This is a genomic window from Streptomyces sp. NBC_01410 (assembly GCF_045040195.1).
Lineage (GTDB): Bacteria > Actinomycetota > Actinomycetes > Streptomycetales > Streptomycetaceae > Streptomyces.
On the sequence record NZ_CP109530.1, the window covers coordinates 2,644,621 to 2,661,392 of the forward strand.

Annotated in this window: 16 protein-coding genes, 1 pseudogene and 1 riboswitch; of the genes and pseudogenes, 8 read left to right on the forward strand and 9 right to left on the reverse strand. The window is 70.6% G+C overall.

Translation table 11 applies throughout. The features are described from left to right. Positions 1–80: 80 nt before the first annotated feature. From OG741_RS12195 to OG741_RS12215, 5 genes are all read right to left on the reverse strand, one after another. Positions 81–227, reverse strand: a complete 147-nt coding sequence (locus tag OG741_RS12195; RefSeq protein ID WP_405596907.1) for a SapB/AmfS family lanthipeptide — start codon at positions 225–227, stop codon at positions 81–83. 54 nt (positions 228–281) lie between these two features. Continuing rightward, a complete protein-coding gene (gene lanKC / locus OG741_RS12200; RefSeq protein ID WP_405596910.1) occupies positions 282–2,933 on the reverse strand; it encodes a class III lanthionine synthetase LanKC in 2,652 nt (883 codons plus the stop codon). Between the two features lie 161 nt (positions 2,934–3,094). Then, positions 3,095–3,328, reverse strand: coding sequence for a ferredoxin (locus tag OG741_RS12205; protein WP_389372476.1), 234 nt, complete (start codon positions 3,326–3,328; stop codon positions 3,095–3,097). Continuing rightward, the gene (locus tag OG741_RS12210) at positions 3,328–4,788 is read right to left on the reverse strand and encodes an aldehyde dehydrogenase (protein WP_405596912.1); all 1,461 of its coding nucleotides are present in this window, start codon (positions 4,786–4,788) and stop codon (positions 3,328–3,330) included. Before OG741_RS12210 ends, OG741_RS12205 begins: the two co-directional genes overlap by 1 nt. A 131-nt stretch (positions 4,789–4,919) precedes the next feature. Beyond that, positions 4,920–5,360: a nuclear transport factor 2 family protein gene (locus OG741_RS12215; protein WP_405596914.1), complete on the reverse strand. Its 441-nt coding sequence runs from the start codon at positions 5,358–5,360 to the stop codon at positions 4,920–4,922. 121 nt (positions 5,361–5,481) lie between these two features. On the opposite strand from OG741_RS12215, the gene OG741_RS12220 reads away from it, so the two are divergent. Beyond that, entirely contained in the window at positions 5,482–6,054 is a 573-nt protein-coding gene (locus OG741_RS12220; protein ID WP_405596916.1) for a TetR/AcrR family transcriptional regulator, read from the forward strand. A 6-nt stretch (positions 6,055–6,060) separates the two neighbouring features. Here the strand turns inward: OG741_RS12220 and OG741_RS12225 are convergent. After that, positions 6,061–6,232 (reverse strand): annotated as a pseudogene (locus tag OG741_RS12225) (RNA polymerase sigma factor); the annotation flags it as partial. Positions 6,233–6,438: 206 nt separating this feature from the next. On the opposite strand from OG741_RS12225, the gene OG741_RS12230 reads away from it, so the two are divergent. Beyond that, the gene (locus tag OG741_RS12230) at positions 6,439–8,220 is read left to right on the forward strand and encodes a helix-turn-helix domain-containing protein (RefSeq protein ID WP_405596918.1); all 1,782 of its coding nucleotides are present in this window, start codon (positions 6,439–6,441) and stop codon (positions 8,218–8,220) included. Here OG741_RS12230 and OG741_RS12235 read toward each other — a convergent pair. Beyond that, positions 8,207–9,088, reverse strand: coding sequence for an alpha/beta fold hydrolase (locus OG741_RS12235; protein WP_405596920.1), 882 nt, complete (start codon positions 9,086–9,088; stop codon positions 8,207–8,209). The two genes, OG741_RS12230 and OG741_RS12235, sit on opposite strands and share 14 nt — an antisense overlap. Then, complete coding sequence (locus OG741_RS12240; protein WP_405596923.1) at positions 9,088–9,747, reverse strand: TetR/AcrR family transcriptional regulator; 660 nt, start codon at positions 9,745–9,747, stop codon at positions 9,088–9,090. The genes OG741_RS12235 and OG741_RS12240 overlap by 1 nt, the downstream gene beginning before the upstream one ends. A 274-nt stretch (positions 9,748–10,021) precedes the next feature. Here OG741_RS12240 and OG741_RS12245 point away from each other — a divergent pair, with 274 nt between their 5' ends. From OG741_RS12245 to OG741_RS12260, 4 genes are all read left to right on the forward strand, one after another. After that, positions 10,022–10,369: a transcriptional regulator gene (locus tag OG741_RS12245; RefSeq protein ID WP_405596926.1), complete on the forward strand. Its 348-nt coding sequence runs from the start codon at positions 10,022–10,024 to the stop codon at positions 10,367–10,369. Then, on the forward strand, positions 10,366–11,037 hold the full coding sequence (locus tag OG741_RS12250; protein ID WP_405596929.1) for a nucleotidyl transferase AbiEii/AbiGii toxin family protein: 672 nt from the start codon (positions 10,366–10,368) through the stop codon (positions 11,035–11,037). Before OG741_RS12245 ends, OG741_RS12250 begins: the two co-directional genes overlap by 4 nt. 924 nt (positions 11,038–11,961) lie before the next feature. Next, positions 11,962–13,002, forward strand: coding sequence for an MBL fold metallo-hydrolase (locus OG741_RS12255; RefSeq protein ID WP_405596931.1), 1,041 nt, complete (start codon positions 11,962–11,964; stop codon positions 13,000–13,002). A gap of 81 nt (positions 13,003–13,083) precedes the next feature. After that, positions 13,084–13,905 (forward strand): MerR family transcriptional regulator, encoded by an 822-nt coding sequence (locus OG741_RS12260; RefSeq protein ID WP_405605530.1) that lies wholly within the window; start codon positions 13,084–13,086, stop codon positions 13,903–13,905. A gap of 47 nt (positions 13,906–13,952) precedes the next feature. Here the strand turns inward: OG741_RS12260 and OG741_RS12265 are convergent, their stop codons facing one another. Beyond that, positions 13,953–14,291, reverse strand: a complete 339-nt coding sequence (locus OG741_RS12265; protein WP_405596934.1) for an SCO0607 family lipoprotein — start codon at positions 14,289–14,291, stop codon at positions 13,953–13,955. Positions 14,292–14,577: 286 nt separating this feature from the next. Then, positions 14,578–14,650: riboswitch (cobalamin riboswitch) on the forward strand. Positions 14,651–14,782: 132 nt separating this feature from the next. On the opposite strand from OG741_RS12265, the gene OG741_RS12270 reads away from it, so the two are divergent. Next, positions 14,783–16,009 carry a prenyltransferase/squalene oxidase repeat-containing protein gene (locus tag OG741_RS12270; protein WP_405596937.1) on the forward strand — a complete coding sequence of 409 codons (1,227 nt, stop codon included), beginning with the start codon at positions 14,783–14,785 and terminating at the stop codon, positions 16,007–16,009. Then, positions 16,009–16,671, forward strand: a complete 663-nt coding sequence (locus OG741_RS12275) for an SCO2322 family protein (RefSeq protein WP_405596940.1) — start codon at positions 16,009–16,011, stop codon at positions 16,669–16,671. The genes OG741_RS12270 and OG741_RS12275 overlap by 1 nt, the downstream gene beginning before the upstream one ends. Positions 16,672–16,772 lie beyond the last annotated feature (101 nt).

Genomic DNA, 16,772 nt, shown 5'->3' on the forward strand with positions numbered 1-16,772 from the left:
AGGACTCCTACGTCGCTGCGGTAGATGCGGCCCCAGGTGGCCGGTGAGCGGTGCCACCCGGGGCCGCGATCCTCAGTCGATCAGAGGCAGAGCAGGTTGCTGTGCGAGCTGTGCTTGTCACAGAGCAGCAGGCTGACGCTGCTCTCGCCGCCGTGGCCGCCGCCGTCGGTCTCGGGGACGTCCATCGTCTGCAGGTCGAGAAGTGCCATGGTGATCTCCTTGTTCATGGGGACAGTTGAAATGCGTAGTGCGTGGTGCGTGGTGCTCTTTTGCTCGACCCCTCACGGGGTCGTTCGAGGAGCCGCCTTCGGTGGCGGCAGGAAGGGCAGCCGTGCGGGCCGTTCGTGATGGCCCAGCGCGGCGCCGAGTGCGAGCAGGACGCCCGCGGCTCCTGTGGCGAGGTCCATGGAGAGCCGCATCATCTGGTCGCCGGGGAAGGCGAGTTCGCCGCTGTACGGCACGGCATACCAGTCGAGCGCGGCGATCTGGGCGTCCAGGTGCGGTCGCGGGGCGCGCGTCCGGGCCAGATGAAGCACCATCCCGGCGCGCCCGTTGAACAGCCCGGGCTGCGCGTAGTAACGCAGCCGCGCGGCGGGCAGTATCGCCTCGCGGGCGCGGGCGAACTCCTCGTCGTGGCGATGGGCGAGAAAGTCGTCGAGGACCGCGCCGATTCCGGTGCTGCCCGCGCCGAGATACGGCATGGTGCGTGCACCCTCGTCCACCAGCAGGGTTCCGGTGCGGTCAGGTACGCAGGTGGCCAGATCCCGGCGCAGGGCCCGGGCGGCCTCGTCGAGAAGGGCCGGGTCGCCCGTCGACTCGTACAGCCGCAGAAAGAACAGGGCGGGCCCGCTCGCGCCGCGCAGCAGCCCCGCGCGCCTGCCGCGCCCGGGCGGCTGCGGCCGGTCGATGAGGACGGACGCGGCCTGAAGCGCCTGCGCGCGCAGCCCGAGCCGGTCGAGTACGAGACCGATACCGGCCAGTCCTCCGTGGAGGTCGGGGGCGAGGCGCTGCCACTTCTCGTCCATCACGCGGCCGACGAGTTCGACGGCGCGCTCGCGGTGGCCGAGCCGGCCGAGGACGTCGGCGACGCCGGCCAGCCCGTCGTAGAGCCCGAGCGGGGTACCGGACGGGGGCGGGTCCGTATGGCTCAGCAGCCACTCCTCACCCGCCTCGTAGCGCTCGGCGCCGGTCTCGGCGAGGGCGTACAGCACCCCGGCGGCGCCGTGCGCCAGGCCGAGTCCGCCTCCGTCGCCGAACTGCGCGATGTCGCCGGGAAAGAGCCGGTCCTCGCGCTCGGGTGTGGCGGAGGCGAGGATCGCGCGCACCATGGAGTCGCGGCTCGCGGGCCAGTCCTGTACGGGCACGGGCAGATAGCGGTCCCGCGGCGCCGATAGGGAAGCGCCGCCCCCGGCGACGGGCTCCCCTTGTCGCTGCTCTTGTCGCTGCTCTTGTCGCTGCCCTTCTCGCCGCCCGCCTCGTACGACCTCCACCGCCTCCGCAAGGAAGCCGTCCGGCAGGTCCGGGAACAGCTCCCCCGCGACCTCCGCAAGGTGCGCCGCCTTGTGCCGGTCCACCACCAGCAGCGTCGTCATCGGCACGAAGAGGGCGAGCCGCAGACAGGCGAGCGCGTAGCGGTCCACCTCGAAGCCGACGCGGTCGCCCGGCGCGACGAATCCCGGGTGGGCCATGGCCTGGCCCCGATGCTCCTCGACCGGTGTCGCCGCCTCGAAGTCGAGCAGCCGTACGGAGTCGTCGTCCGGATCGACCATGATGTTGAACATGTGCAGGTCGTTGAAGACGAGACCGCGACCGTGCACGGCCGCCACGGCCTCCTCCACCGCGTGCAGCACCCCCAGCGCCCAGCGGGTGTAGTCGGCGACCGCCGCCGGGTCCGGCTCGACGGCCAGCAGCGGATGGCGCTCGGCGAAAAAGGAGTTGAGCGTCCGGCCGGGCAGGAAGTCCATGACGAGGAAGCGGTGGTCGCCGAGGGTGAACCAGTCCCGCGCCCCGGGAGCCACGCCCAGGCCGCCGAGCCGCTCCAGCGCGGCCCGCTCGCGCTCCAGCCGCGTGACGGCGTCCGCCCCGTCCGCGGCGAGCCCGGCGTGGGGCCGCGCCTCCTTGAGTACCACCTGCTCACCGGTCCGCAGATCGGTACCCGCGTACACGCCCCCGCCGTTGGAGAAGTGCAGGGCACGCTCGATGCGGTACGGCAGATCCTGGGTGGTGGTCGCGTTGCGCGCCGCGAGCTGGGGTTCGAGGAAGGGGGGCAGCGTCACCCACTCGGGCAGCCGGAAGACCGGATCCCTGCGGTCGGGCACCAGCACGCCCTCGGCGTTCTCGATCGCGGGCACGAGCGCGCCCGAGCCGGCTTCGTCGACACAGTGCCGCTTGGCGAAGCCTCCGTACCGTACATAGAGCGGGCCTTCCATCCAGCGGAGATCCGTGAGGATGTACGGGCCCGGTTCGCCCGCGAGCTCCTGGCCCAACTCGTCCAGAATCAGCTGGAGTTCGGACTCGTCCGCCGGATAGATCGTGGCGAACTTCCCGCTGGAGCCGCGGCCCGCATACTTGGAGTTGCGCAGGTGCAGCGGCTGCCGTCCGGGGACGAACTTGAAGGGGACGGAGCGCGGGACGCAGTAGTCCCACACTCTGGCCGCCGTCTTCTCGGCGTTGTCCAGAGTGGCCGAGACATGGATCTTCCAGCCCTGAAGCGGGCGGGCCGTGCCCACCGGGCTGATGTGGAGCCAGTCCCCGGAGAGGAAACGCCGCCACCCTTCGGGGACCGGGCGCCGCGCCGCTTCGAAGAGAGGGACGCTCTCCCCCGCATCCCCCTGCTCCGCTCTGCGGGACGGCCCGCGCACGGAGGACAAGCGGTCAGGGGTCTCGTAGAAAATCCTGTCCGCAAGACAGAAGACCTCATACCGCTTGTCCATCGTGCTTCCCCCCGTCGGCGACGTGGCAACGAGATTTCCACGGCGTCCGGGGGCCGGACAGTCACGCATGTCACGAGATCACCGTGCGATACGCACGAGTCAACCTCTGTTCGAGCGGCGGGAGTTCGACTACGGGCGCTCGGGCGCTCGGGTCTGCTCGGTTACTCCTCCGGCGGGAAGACCGGCTCCCCGCTCTCCAGCAAGGTGATCGCGATCGCCTCCACCGGGCAGTTCTCCGCGGCCGCGAGGATCCGCTCATTGGCGTCGGCGTCCTCGGCCACCGGATGCGACTGCCGCCCCGAGTCGAGCTTGAAGCCGTCCGGGGCGTGCCCCACACACATGCCGGAGCCGATGCACACGCTCCGGTCGACCTCGACGTGCCAGCGGTCCCCCATCAGTTCTCTCCGTATCCGGAGGGCAGATGGATCATCTTGTGCTCCAGGTACTCGCCGTACCCCTCGGGCCCGAACTCCCGCCCCAGACCGGAGTTCTTGTAGCCGCCGAACGGACCGAGCATGTCGAGACTGAACGTATTGATGTTGTACGTCCCCGTCCTGACCTGCCGCGCGAAGTCGATGCCGCGCTCGACGTCGGCCGTCCAGACGCTGCCGCTGAGCCCGTAGTCGGAGTCGTTCGCGATCTTCGCGGCCTCGCTCTCGTCGCCGTACGGCAGCAGACAGATGACCGGCCCGAAGATCTCCTCGCGGGCGATGCGCATGGAGTTGTCGACCCCGCCGAAGAGGGTCGGCTCGACGTACCAGCCCTGTTCGAGACCGGCCGGCCGGCCGCCGCCGGTGAGAATCTTGGCGCCCTCCTCCTGGCCGATCCGGATGAAGTCGAGCGAGCGCTGCTGCTGGCGGCGGGCCACGAGCGGCCCGACCTGGGTCGCCGGGTCGAGCGGGTCGCCGACCACCAGCGCGGAGGCGGCAGCGGCGAACGCCTCGGCGAACTCGTCGTAGCGACTGCGCGGCGCGAGGATACGGGTCTGGGCCACGCACGCCTGCCCGTTGTTCATCCAGGCCGCGGGCACGATCCCGGCGACCGCCGACTCCAGATCCGCGTCCGGCAGGATCACGGCGGCCGACTTGCCGCCGAGCTCCAGGGTGACGCGGGTCAGATTGCGCGAGGCGACCTCCATGACCCGCTTGCCCGCGTCGACGGACCCGGTGAAGGACACCTTGTCGATCCCGGGGTGCCCGACCAGATACTCACTCACCTCACGGTCCGCGGGCAGGATCGACAGAACACCCGCCGGAAGCCCGGCCTCCGTGGCGATCTCGCCGAGGATGTACGAGTCGAGGGGCGACTCGGGCGACGGCTTGAGCACGACCGTACAACCGGCGAGCAGCGCGGGCCCGAGCTTGGCGGCGGCGGTGAACTGCGGCACGTTCCACGGCACAACCGCCGCGACGACCCCAACGGGCTCCCGCCGCACCAGAATCGGCCCCAGCACCCCGTCCCGCCGCTCCTCGTGCGCGTAACCCCGCGCGACGGTGATGGCCGCGTCCCACACCATCATCGCGCCGAGCGCCTGCGCGAGCACGCTCCAGGAGTACGGGGAGCCGTTCTGCGAGCTGATGGACCGGGCGATCTCCTCATGCCGTACGGCGATCGCGTCCTTGATCCGCGACACGACGCCGATCCGCTCCTCCAGGCTCATCCGCGGCCACTGCCCACGCTCGAACGCCTCCCGCGCGAGGGCCACGGCCCGGTCGACATCCGCCGGGGAGGCATGCGGCACGCGCCCGATGACCTGCTCGGTGTGCGGCGAGACGACCTCGATGGCGTCGCCGCCGAGGGGATCGGTCAACTCCCCGCCGATGAACAGCTTTCCGTGTTCCACAAGCTCGGTCATGGCTGCTGCCTCCCGGGGCCCCGGCGTTTCTGACACTGTTTCAGAACTGATACCAGTTCTAGTTCGAGTAGTCCACGGCAGGGACGAACGAACCCCCGACCGGCGCCCCGGCCCTGAGCACCGCACTCGTGCTACTCGCCTTCCAGTGCCGCCACCAGCTGAGACAGGTTGCCGCCGGCCACGACGAGGGCAAGGTGGTCGTGGTAGTCCCGACTGCTGACGATCAGACCGTCGCGGACCCGCAGCACCTGGATGTTGGAGGCCTCGAAGGTCCGTCCGGTCAGCCGGTGGCGCACGTGGTAGTCGAACTCGGCGACTACCACCTCCGCGTCGTCGGTTTCCCGGACGACCACGTTCGCTGGGGTCAGCTCCACGGGCGAACTTGCGGCGACCTGAGCGAACCGCTCCTCAAGTGCGGCCCGCCCCTCGACCCGGCGCGGACCGACCGGCTCGAAGACCGTCTCCACCACGGCGTCCTCGGCATAGAGTTCGGCGAGCTCCGTGAACCGCCCCGCACCGATGCCCTCGATCAGCTTCTGGAAGACCTCGCGCGGTGACAGCGTTTCAGGCATGACAAACCTCCGGTGGGATCCACGCTAGAATCGGACTAGCGACTCCGTTTTCACGATACGGACTGGAGACTCCGGTTGTCCAGGGTGGTTCCGCCGTCGACGGCGAAGGGATGGGAGAGGGATGGGTGGCGCTCAGGAGCGCCCGCTGCGGGCGGACGCGGTCCGCAATCGGGCCAGGCTGCTGGATGTCGCCACGGAGGTGTTCACCACCCGCGGCGTCGGCGTGCCGACCGAGGAGATCGCCCGCATCGCCGGGGTCGGAGTCGGCACGCTCTTCAGGCATTTCCCGACCAAGGAGGCCCTGCTGGAGGCGGTGATGGTGCGCAGACTGGAGGAAATGGCGTCCCAGACGGCGCAGTTGGCTGCCGAGGCCGAGCCCGCCGACGCCTTCTTCGCCTGCTTCCGTCTGGTGGTGGATCAGTCCGCGGGCAAGAACGAGTTCGCCCAGGCACTCGCCGCGGCCGGGGTGAACGTACACGCGTCCCTGCAGGAACCGACCATGGAGATCCAGGCCCGGCTGGCCGATCTGCTGACCGGGGCGCAACAGGCGGGGGCGGTCCGCCCGGAGTTGGGCCTGCCGGAGTTCATCGCCCTCCTGGCCGGCGTCGGCAGGGCGATGGAACAGCTCGCAGCGGATGCGGCGGCCCGGGAGCGGATCTTCGAGGTCGTCTTCGACGGGCTGCGGCCACACTGAATCACCTCAGGCTGATACTGAGCTGAAATCGAGTTCGCGGCGCTCCAGTTCCTGACGGAGGCGGGCGAGTGCCCGGTGCAGCGTGCTCTTGACCGTGCCGGTCGACGAGGGCGGCGGCCGTCTCTTGCGTGGATATCTGCTCCCAGTGGCGCAACAGGACGACGCTGCGCTCCTCGGGGCGAGCACTTTGAGGGCGTCCTACAAGTTGCAGCGAGTGGTCATGCCCGTCGCCGGGCCCACCAGCACGCCGCCGGGCCAGGAAAAGGGGACCTGCAGAAGTCAACCGCTGCGGTCACTCCCCGGCTGCGTCGAGGCAGATCTGCGCCAGTTCACGCGGCTGGGAAACTCACCACAGGCGGGGAGACATGAGGTATCACTGGCCAGGTGACCGACAAGCTTGACCAGCACACCGAAGCCTTGCTGCGCCTGCTGCGTGAGGGCGCGGACGAGGACGCGTTCCTCGGCCTGGGCGCACCGGCCCCGCAGGTCGAGGACGCCCTGGAGGTACGGGCCCGGCTCGTCGCGCAGTCACGGCGCGAGGCCGCGCTGGCCGCGCTGTACGAGACGGCGGGCGACCTCGCCTCGCTGCGTGACCTCGAGGAGGTCCTCCAGGCCATCGTGCGCCGCGCCCGCACTCTCATCGGCACCGATGTCGCGTATCTGCTGCTGTACGACCCCGAGCGCGGCGACACCTATGTGCGGGTCACCGACGGCATCCACACCGAGGCCTTCAAGAACGGGCGGCTCGCGGTCGGCGCATGTCTCGGGGGCCTGATCGCCGAGACCGCCCGGCCTTACCACACCGCCGACTATCCGAACGACGCACGCTTCGCGCACTCCGACTATGTCGACGGCGTCGTCGGGGCAGAGGGACTCGTCGCCATCCAAGGGGTGCCGCTGAAGTCCGGTGATCAGGTCTACGGGGTGCTGTTCGCCGCCAACCGGCGCGTGCGGCCGTTCGCCCCCGAAGAGGTCGACCTGCTCATCTCGCTGGCCAACCACGCCGCCCTCGCGATCGAGAACGCCACGCTCTTCGAAGAGGTGCAGCGGGCCGCGACCGTCCACCAGCGGCTGACCGCCGTGGCGCTGGAGGGCGGCGGCACGGCGGGGCTCGCGCGCACGCTGGCCGAGGTGCTCGGCGGCAGCGTCTTCGTCCTGGACGCTCACGGCCGCCGGCTCGCCGCGGCGGGCGAGGCTCCGCTGCCCGATCCCGTTCCGCGCTGCAAGGGCAACGGCAGCAGACGTCTCGTTCTCGACGACGACGCGGCGTGTGTCACCCCGATCGTGGGGGGCGGCGAGCAGCTCGGCACCCTGCTGCTCGTACGGCACCGGCTCGACGCCTCCGACGTCCAGGCCCTGGAGCGGGCCGCCCAGATCGCCGCGCTGATGCTGCTGAGCGAACGCACGGTCGCCCAGGCCGAGCAGCGGCTGCGCGGCGAAATCCTCGACGACCTCCTCGGCGCCCCGCACCGCGACCCCGAAGGCCTCCGCCGCAGGGTGGCACTCGTCGGCCTCGATCTGGACCGCGGCCATGTGGTGCTCGCGGCACGCTGCCGCGACGGCGACCGCCGTCGCCAGGTCACGGACGCCGCGGGCCGCTACGCCCTGCGGCTCGGCGGGCTGGCGGGGGAGTACGGTGGCAACACGGTCGTCGTCCTGCCGGGCGGCCCGGGCGCGGGCGAGGCGGCGCGGGCGCTGACTGCCGTACTGACCCAGGGGGCGGGCCGGCCGGTGACAGTCGGCGGCGAGAGCGCGGGCCCCGGCGCGGCGGCCCTGGTCGAGGCACACCGGGATGCCGCGCGCTGCCTCGATGTGCTCTTCGCCCTCGACCGGGACGGTGAGGGCGCCTGCCGCGACGAACTCGGTATTTACGGACTGCTGTTGAGCCACGCGGGACGGGCCGAACTGAACCGCTTCGTGGAACGCACGGTGGGGCCGCTGCTCGCGCACGACGAGGCGCGCGGCAGTGAACTGGCCCGTACCGTGCTGACCTACTTCGGCTGCGACGGGTCTCTCGCGCGCACCGCCGGGGCCCTCTACGTCCACGTCAACACGCTGTATCAGCGCATCGACAAGGTGGGCGCGCTACTGGGCGCGGACTGGCGCCACGGCGACCGCGCCCTTCAGGTACATCTGGCGCTCAAGCTGCACCTCACGGGAAGCTGACACCGGCCAGCCGCTCGGCGACGGTCTTGGCGTGGGAGCCCATGAGAATCGTGTAGTGGTTGGAGCCTTCGACGAACTCGGCCTGCAGGCCGGGCACTTCGCGCGCCCAGTGCTCGACGAGCGGCGCGGGCAGCATCGCGGGCTCCTGCCCGAGCAGACCGAGCGGGGAGTACAGCAGCAGAGTGGGTACGGCGAGCCGGCCGAGGTCCGCGGCGAAGGCATCGGCGGAGCCGAGCAGATCCCGACCGTCCTGCCGCACGGCATCCTCGCGGGCCTTGGAACGGCGCGCGCCCTGCGGTCCGGTGAGGTCGTAGCGCACGTATGCCTCGATGTCCGGGCTCCAGTCCGGGCCGAGCGCCGGATGTGCGCGGAAGAAGTCCACGTACGCCTGGTCGCTCTCGTAGGTCCGGGAGAGCCGGGCGATGGCCGGGCCGAGCGTGAGGTCGAGGATCGCGTCCGGGTCGACGCCCTCGGGCGCGGGCAGCGGCAGACCGCCGTCGACGAGCAGCAGCCGGTCGAAGAGTTCGGGCCGGCGGGCGGCCGCGCGCAGCGCGATGTACGCGCCCATCGAGTGCCCGGTCAGCGCGACCGGGCCGTCGTCGCCCAACTCCTCGGCGGCGCGGCAGAGATCCGCGGCATGCCAGTCGATGCCGTACGGGCCCGGCGTGCCGGAGCTGCCGCCGCGGCCGCGCAGATCCAGTGCGTACAGGCTCCACTCGGCGGGCAGCTGCCGGGCCACCGCCCGGAAGGCCATCCCTGAGGCGCTGATGCCGTGCGCGGCAACGGCGGTGCGCGATCCGCTGCCGAAGCGCAGCACTCGCAGTGTGCCGCCCTCGACGGGCAGGTCTATCGCGGTCGGCTCAGTCATCATTTCTCCCGGTCGTGTTCGGCGGCGCCGACGAGCGCCAGTGCGTAGCCGCTGAAGGTGTCGGCGATCTGCTCGGGGGTGTAGGGCTGGTTCGGGCGGTACCAGTGGGCCACCTGGCGTCCCATACCGACGATCGCGGCGGCCGCCAGCAGCGGATCGGCCGCGGTGAACTCTCCGCCGCGTACGCCCTCGTCGAGCAGCGCGAGCAGCAACTGCCGGGACTGCTCGCGCAGTGCCAGCGAGGGCGCGGCGGCCTCGCTGCCCAGGACATGCAGCTCGGCATTGGCGACCCGCGCCAGCTGCGCGTACTCGGCATGCGCCAGTACATGCGCCCGCACCAGCGCCGCCAGCTTCCCGGCGGGGCCGCCGCGGGCCGTGACCAGCGCATGCTGCAGCCGGCCGTGCAGCTCCTGATGGCCCAGCAGCACCAGGTCGGCCAGCACATGCTCCTTGGAGCGGTAGTGCGAGTACAGGGTGGCCGAGTTGATCCCCGCCCTGGCCCCGATGTCACGGATGGACGTTCCGCTGAAGCCCTTCTCGGCGAACAGCTCAAGACCGGCCGCGAGAATCCGCCCCGCGGTGCCTGGCGGGACGGCCCGCGGGGGCAGCCCGGCAGACGCGTCCGCGGATCGTGCCCGCTCCGGCATGCGGTCCCCCATCGTTTGATTGGGAGAATCTAACAATGATGCTCAGTGTTGGGAACGCTTGACGGGGCGCGGAGCCAATCAATTGATTGGCTCGGGGAGGTCCCCGACCAGGTGGCTGAACACCAAGCATCGCCCAGTACTGGATTTCGGGAGAAACCGTCACAGTTGCCTGTTCTCGGTCAGATCCTCGGCCGCACGGCCGCCGGGGACCACCCCCTTCACCAGCAGGGGGACCTGAGCCTGCCGTTCCCGCACGTGCCCGGAGTCTCCGGGCAATAATCGAGGCATGGCATCACCGCCCAGCATCCCGGATCTCCGCCGCGCCAAGTTCGCACGTCGGCTGCCCAGCGAGCTCTTGGCACTCACCGGTCCCAGCCGGGGCATCGTGCACCTGCCCCTGCACCTGGCCTGGTCCGGGCTGACCCAGTTCGACCTCGACCAGCCCCGCCTGCGGATGAGCTGCTATCGGATCGTTCTGGCCGAGGGCATGCGCGAGGATCTGGTCCAGTACCTCAACCAGGATCTGCTCATCAGCATGTGGCCCGTCCTTCGCACCCTGATCAGCCGCGATATCCGGGACGTCTGGGAGAGCACCTTCACCGAGCTTGCCCCGGACGCCCAGGCCGTTGCGTGAACCTCACTGAACTGCACCGACGGCTACTCGCCGACGTACTGGCCGTAGGCACTCACTATCCGCTCGCGCTCACTGGCGGCTATGCCGTCCAGGCGCACGGCCTGGTGAATCGGCTCAGCCAGGACCTCGACGTCGCCACCGAGAATCCGGAACGAATGGAGACCATCGCCGCTACCGTCCGCGCCGGGCTGGAGGAACGAGGCTGGCTCGTACGGGCCTTGGAGACCGACCCGCTCTCTTCGCGGCTGATCGTCAGCGACCCGGACAGCGGTGAAGAGTGCGAGGTCGATGTCCTGAAGGAAGTGCTCTGGCGTCCGCCCGTACAGACTGAGTACGGCCTCGTGCTCTCTCTCGAAGACGTGGTCGGCACGAAGGTCCGTGCACTGGCCGACCGAGGGCTCGCCCGCGACCTGATCGATGTCCGCGCCGCGACCGACCGCTGGAGCCGCACCGAGCTTGAAGAACTCGGCCGCCGCCACGCCCGGGACTCCTTCGACCTCGGCGACCTCCAGGCCCGCCTCGCCGGAGCCGACTGGATCGACGACACCGAGTTCGTCGCCTACGGACTCGACGAACGCGCCATCACCGAACTGCGCAGGTGGGCGCAAGAGTGGGCCGACGACATCGCCGAACGACTCCAGGAACTGGCGGACCCGCACGTAGACTGATCGCCCTCGCTGCCCCAGACGATCAATGGGCTGCGGCCCCAGTCCGTCCGACGTGCCAGTTCCGTGCCCTGCAGAGCATCCCGCTGCCCCTGCGCAAGGCACGACGACTCACGTGGTAGGTCCGAGCCCCGGTGGGCGGGAGGACGGCCCGAATGTATGACGCTCATAGCCCCGCCCCGGTATCCCGAGGTCTTGCCGAACAGCCCCATGGAACGCATCACGCGCCACGCGGTAGCGGGTGTACGCCGCCTCCCACTGGTGCGAGTCCGCTTCTATGACTCCGCGGGCGTAGTCGCTCAGCTGCCATACCGTTGAGCGCCACACACGAGCGGCCTCCCCCGTCCGCTCATTACACAACATCTGCACCGTTTCGTAGGCAAGCGCCAGCCGGCGGTCGGAGTCGGCGATCTCTCGGACGCCCTCCTCGGCAGAAACGGGCGGCGGCCCTTCGAGTAAGTTCCGCGTCGTGGCGAGAGACCGGGCGGCTCCCACCTGGACGTGAACAATGTGGATCAACTCGCGGCAGGCGTCGAATCGGTGCTGCGTCCACTGTCTGCCCAGGTCACGCTTCCAGCGGGACCGTTCGGAGAGAGTCGCCCCCACGAAGGAGACCGCCCCTCCTATCACCACGCTGAGGAGAGTGACGAGTTGCGTTCCCAGACTCATGGGCTCCCCCGCACCAACAGGCCTACTCTGCAACCACATTCGGCGCTGGCCAGGCTAGCAACGGTTACGCAGGCTCGGTGAGCAATCGGACGTCGGACGAGTCGACCCACAGCGGTCAGATCCTTGGTCACACGACCCATCAGGGATCACCCCAGGTCAGCCAACTCCCCTGAGAACACGGTCGACTTGGGCGACTACTGGAACGAGTTCTAGTTATAGTGAGCAATGGCCGTGCCGCCGAAGAGAGATGAGAGCCTCATGACTCAGGTGATCGACCACGGCGGTGGCGTCTGGTCCATCGAGGTGCCCATCCCGTACAACCCTCTCGGCCATACCCTCGTCCACCTCCTCGACACCGACCGCGGCCCCGTCCTCATCGACACCGGCTGGGACGATCCCGCCTCCTGGGACACGCTTGCCGCCGGGCTCGGGTCGCTCGGGGTCGGCATCGCTGACATTCATGGTGTGGTCATCACCCACCACCATCCCGATCACCACGGTCTTTCGGGCCAGGTCCGCGAGGCGTCCGGCGCGTGGATCGCGATGCACGCCGCCGACAGTGCCGTCGTGCGGCGCACGCGCGAGGCCGAACCCGGGCTCTGGCTCGACTACTTGGCCGACAAGCTCACCAGAGCCGGTGCGCCCGACGAGCACACCGCCCCGCTGCGTGAGGCCCGCGCGTCGGGGCGGATGCGTACGTTGCCCGGCTTGCGGGCCGCGCTGCCCGACCGGGAGATCGTGCCCGGTGAGCTCCTCGACCTGGCAGGGCGGCGGCTGCGTGCGATCTGGACGCCCGGGCACACCCCCGGGCATGTCTGCCTGCATCTGGAGGAGGACCATCCGGCGAACCGGCCCGGGAACGGCAGGCTGTTCTCCGGCGACCACCTGCTGCCCGGGATCACCCCGCACATCGGTCTGTACGAGGACCCGGACGACGCCACCGTCACAGACCCGCTCGGCGACTACCTCGACTCACTGGAGCGCATCGGCCGCCTCGCCCCCGCCGAGGTGCTCCCGGCGCACCAGTACGCCTTCCCCGACGCGGCCTCACGCGTACGGGAGTTGCTCGCCCACCACGAGGAGCGCCTGGCCGGCCTGCTCGCGCTGCTGGCCGAGCCGCTCACGCCGTGGCAGGTCGCCGAGCGAATGGAGTGGAACCGGCCCTGGGACCAGATTCCGTACGGATCACGGAACATCGCGGTCTCGGAGGCGGAGGCGCACCTGCGCAGGCTGGTGAAGCTGGGGAAGGCGGAGGCACGGATGGGGTGCGGCCCGACGGTGTACGCGGCGACGATCTAACCCACCGGACTCGGGTCCGCCCGGTGAGCACTCCAGTCACTTGACCCTCACACCGTGTCAGGCGCTGAACTCGGAGACATCATGTTCACCATCGGAGACTTCGCCCGGCACGGCCGCGTATCGGTCCGGATGCTGCGTCACTACGACGCGACCGGCCTGCTGCGCCCGGCCCATGTCGACCCTGCCACCGGCTACCGCCACTACACGGCCGCCCAGCTGGCCCGTCTCAACCGCGTCATCGCGCTCAAGGACCTCGGCTTCACCCTCCAGCAGGTCCAGGACATCCTGGACGAGAAGGTCACCACTGAGGAACTGCGCGGCATGCTGCGGCTGCGGAGGGCCGAGCTGGAGGTCACGATGGCCGCCGCGGCGGCGCGGCTGGTCCAGGTCGAGGCGAGGCTCCGGTCGATCGAGAGTGAGGGGCACATGCCCACGAACGACGTCGTCATCAAGAGCGTCCCGGCGATCCGGGTGGCGGAGCTGACCGCGACCGCCGCGAGCTACGGGCCGGAGGACATCAGCCCGGTCATCGGGCCGCTCTACGACGAGCTGTTCCGGCGCCTGGAGGCGGCGGGCGTCACGACTGCGGGGCCCGGTGTCGCCTACTACGAGGACGTTACGGAGGGCGACGGCAGGATCAGGGTCCACGCCGCCGTCCAGGTCGAGGCTCCCCTCCAGAACGGCGCCTTCCGGGTGCTCGACCTGCCGCCCATCGACCTGGCGGCGACGATCGTGCACCGCGGCTCGATGGATACGGTGCTGCCCACGGCGCAGGCCCTGGCCCGCTGGATCGAGGGCAACGGACACCAGTCGACCGGATACCCCCGGGAGATAAACCTGGAGTGCCCCGACAACCGCGACGACTGGGTGACCGAACTGCAGGTGCCGGTAGCCAAGCCCTGACACCCAGGGGCGCCGGTCCCGCCCGAGGCCCACACGGGTCCGGGCGGTCAGCCGGCGTCCGGGGCGTCGATGATCTTGCCGTCCTTGTCGAGCGTGTGGGTGCGCCAGTACACGTCCCACTTGTCGTCGACCTGCTTCGGCACCTTGCCCTCGGGGTATCGCGTGTAGTCCTTCGGAGGCTGCTTGTCATCCGAGACGCATGCGGACCCGGTGCCTCCGACCGTCATGACGGGGTACTCACCCTCGCTGCAGATGTCCTCCTCGTACGCGAAGGAGCATCCGGTGAGTGCCACGGCTGCTGCCGCGCCCGCAAGTGCGGCAGCAGCTGCGACACGGACCCTGCCGCGCCGGGAGGCGGTGGCGGGTCGGCTGATTCTGCGGGACATGGGCACGGCGGTCTCCTGTCGTTTCGGTGTGCGCACCACTCTCGCCGACCCTGACCGCCGCGCCTTGAGTACGCGTACTCAGAAGCGCACCCGTCCTTCATCTCAACACGCCGCATTCCACACCCCCTTGACGGGCAGAGCGGTCCCGCCGTGGTGTCGGGCCGCGGACCACGGGCGTCGTCCCGAGAGGCCGGCCTCCGCCGAGGCCGGCCGGAGACAGGATGCGCCCCGCCGGGTGCTGGTGACCGGCCGGTAGAGTAAGCCCGTCGTCATCACACCCGTACGGGGGGAAGCCGGTGCAAATCCGGCACTGACCCGCAACCGTGAGCCGCCGTCACAGGCGGTGAGTCGGAATGCCCCGTACACCGGTGTGACCGGCTCGCGCCACCGGCAGCCCGCCGGTGGCCGGCACCGTCGAGGAATACGGAGCCGGAGCCCTGGTGCCCGAGTGCGCCCGTGCCCGGCTCCCCAGTGGAGAGGCACCGCCCGCCATGACCGTTCGCCGCAGCGCAGCCGCGCTCGCCGCATCCGCCGTGCTCTGCGTGGCCGCCGGCCCCGCTGCCGTCGCGGCGCCGAGCCCGACGCCGGCACCCACGATCCCCTCCGGCCTGTACGGGACGGGCGACCCGACCTACGACGGCGTCTGGCGGCAGTCGCTCGCCCTGCTCGCACAGGACACCGTGGGCGTGAAGCCCGCGGCCAAGGCGGTCGACTGGCTGACCGGGCAGCAGTGCGACGGCGGGGCCTTCCCCTCGTACCGCGCGGACACGGCCAAGCCCTGCGACGTCAAGCTGCCGCTGGACTCCAACGCCACCGCTGCCGCGGTGCAGGCGCTCGCCGCGCTCGGCGGGCAGGACGCCGCCGCGAAGAAGTCGGTGGGCTGGCTGAAGTCCGTACAGAACGCTGACGGCGGCTGGAGCTACAACCCCGGCGGGGCCAGCGACGCGAACTCCACCTCGATCGTGATCGGCGCGCTCGCCGCGGCGGGCGAGAAGCCGGACGGCGTGAAGTCGAAGGGCGGCAAGACGCCGTACGACGCGCTGCTGACGTTCGCGCAGCCGTGCGGCGGGAAGAACGGCGGGGCGTTCGTCTACCAGCCGAAGCAGCCGGGCATCGTCGCGGACTCGACCTCGGCGGCGGTCCTCGGGGCGCACGGCACGGGGTTCGTCGCCACCGCGGGCGCGAAGGACGCGAAGGGGACGGTCTGCGAGAAGTCGACGACGGTCGAAGGCGCGGCGCACAACGGCGCGGCGTACCTGGCGACCGCGCTCGCCAAGACCGGCCACCTCGACACGGCCCCGATGCCGGGCTCCGAGGACCCGACCGAGAAGCCGGACTTCGGGAACACGGCGGACGCGGTCGTGGCGCTCAGCGCACAGGGCCTCGGCGACCAGGCGAAGAAGCCGCTGGCGTGGCTGGAGCAGAACTCCGCGGCGTGGGCGAAGGGCGCGGGTCCAGCGGCGTACGCCCAGCTGATCTTCGCGGCCCACGCGGCCGGTACGGACCCGAAGAGCTTCGGGGGTACGGACCTGGTGGCGGGCCTGAACGCGACGGGCCCGGCGCCGGACAAGGCCGCGGCGGCCGATAAGCCCGAGAAGTCCGAGAAGAAAGACTCGGACTCGGGCATAGGGGTGTGGTGGATCATCGGCGTCTTCTTCATCGCGAGCGTCGGCGCCGGCTTCCTGATCAGCGGCCGCCGGAAGAACCAGCAGCGCTGATGCGTACGCGACTTCTCGCCCTGGTCCTCGCGCTCGGCGCCGCGCTGACGGTGCTGGGCGCGGGGCCGGCGCAGGCGGCCGGGTACCGCTACTGGTCGTTCTGGCAGAGCAGTGGCGACACCTGGACGTACGCCACCGAGGGCCCGGCGACGGCTCGGCCCGAGGACGGGGCGGTGAACGGCTTCCGCTTCTCGGTGAGCCAGGACAGCGCGGACTCGGCGAAGCCGCGCAGGGCGCCCGACTTCAAGGCGATCTGCGCCGGTACGCCCGCGAAGGCGGACGCCAAGCGGATCGCGCTGGTCATCGACTCCGGCACTCCGGCGGACGCCCCGTCGGGCGAGACACCGCCCGCGCTGCGGGTGGCGTGCGCGCAGGTGCCGAAGGACGCGACAAGCGCGGAGGCACTGGCGTCGGTGGCGAAGCCGCTGCGCTACAACAGCGAGGCGCTGCTGTGCGCGATCTCCGGCTACCCGAAGTCGGGCTGCGGCGAACAGGTCGCGGCATCCGAGCCCACGCCGTCCGCCTCACCGAAGCCTTCGGCGGACGCCGGGGACGGTGGCGGCCCGTCGGTCGGCGTCATCGCGGGCATCGCGGCGGTGGCGGCGCTGGGGGCGGCGGCGGTGTGGCAGTCCCGTCGCCGCAGGTACCCCGGTCCGCGGTGAACGTGAGCCAGGGGGCGTTGGTGGAAGTCACCCGGGTTCGTGGTGGACGTGGGCCAGGGGGCGTTGGTGGTTGCTGCCGGTGGTGGGTCTCGCGGGCGAAC

Excerpts from the sequence above, each read along its gene's own strand:
- OG741_RS12195 (WP_405596907.1), bottom strand. The coding sequence starts at position 227 with ATGAACAAGGAGATCACCATGGCACTTCTCGACCTGCAGACGATGGAC.
- lanKC (WP_405596910.1), bottom strand. The coding sequence starts at position 2,933 with ATGGACAAGCGGTATGAGGTCTTCTGTCTTGCGGACAGGATTTTCTAC.
- OG741_RS12205 (WP_389372476.1), bottom strand. The coding sequence starts at position 3,328 with ATGGGGGACCGCTGGCACGTCGAGGTCGACCGGAGCGTGTGCATCGGC.
- OG741_RS12210 (WP_405596912.1), bottom strand. The coding sequence starts at position 4,788 with ATGACCGAGCTTGTGGAACACGGAAAGCTGTTCATCGGCGGGGAGTTG.
- OG741_RS12215 (WP_405596914.1), bottom strand. The coding sequence starts at position 5,360 with ATGCCTGAAACGCTGTCACCGCGCGAGGTCTTCCAGAAGCTGATCGAG.
- OG741_RS12220 (WP_405596916.1), top strand. The coding sequence starts at position 5,482 with ATGGGTGGCGCTCAGGAGCGCCCGCTGCGGGCGGACGCGGTCCGCAAT.
- OG741_RS12235 (WP_405596920.1), bottom strand. The coding sequence starts at position 9,088 with ATGACTGAGCCGACCGCGATAGACCTGCCCGTCGAGGGCGGCACACTG.
- OG741_RS12240 (WP_405596923.1), bottom strand. The coding sequence starts at position 9,747 with ATGGGGGACCGCATGCCGGAGCGGGCACGATCCGCGGACGCGTCTGCC.
- OG741_RS12245 (WP_405596926.1), top strand. The coding sequence starts at position 10,022 with ATGGCATCACCGCCCAGCATCCCGGATCTCCGCCGCGCCAAGTTCGCA.
- OG741_RS12255 (WP_405596931.1), top strand. The coding sequence starts at position 11,962 with ATGACTCAGGTGATCGACCACGGCGGTGGCGTCTGGTCCATCGAGGTG.
- OG741_RS12260 (WP_405605530.1), top strand. The coding sequence starts at position 13,084 with ATGTTCACCATCGGAGACTTCGCCCGGCACGGCCGCGTATCGGTCCGG.
- OG741_RS12265 (WP_405596934.1), bottom strand. The coding sequence starts at position 14,291 with ATGTCCCGCAGAATCAGCCGACCCGCCACCGCCTCCCGGCGCGGCAGG.
- OG741_RS12270 (WP_405596937.1), top strand. The coding sequence starts at position 14,783 with ATGACCGTTCGCCGCAGCGCAGCCGCGCTCGCCGCATCCGCCGTGCTC.
- OG741_RS12275 (WP_405596940.1), top strand. The coding sequence starts at position 16,009 with ATGCGTACGCGACTTCTCGCCCTGGTCCTCGCGCTCGGCGCCGCGCTG.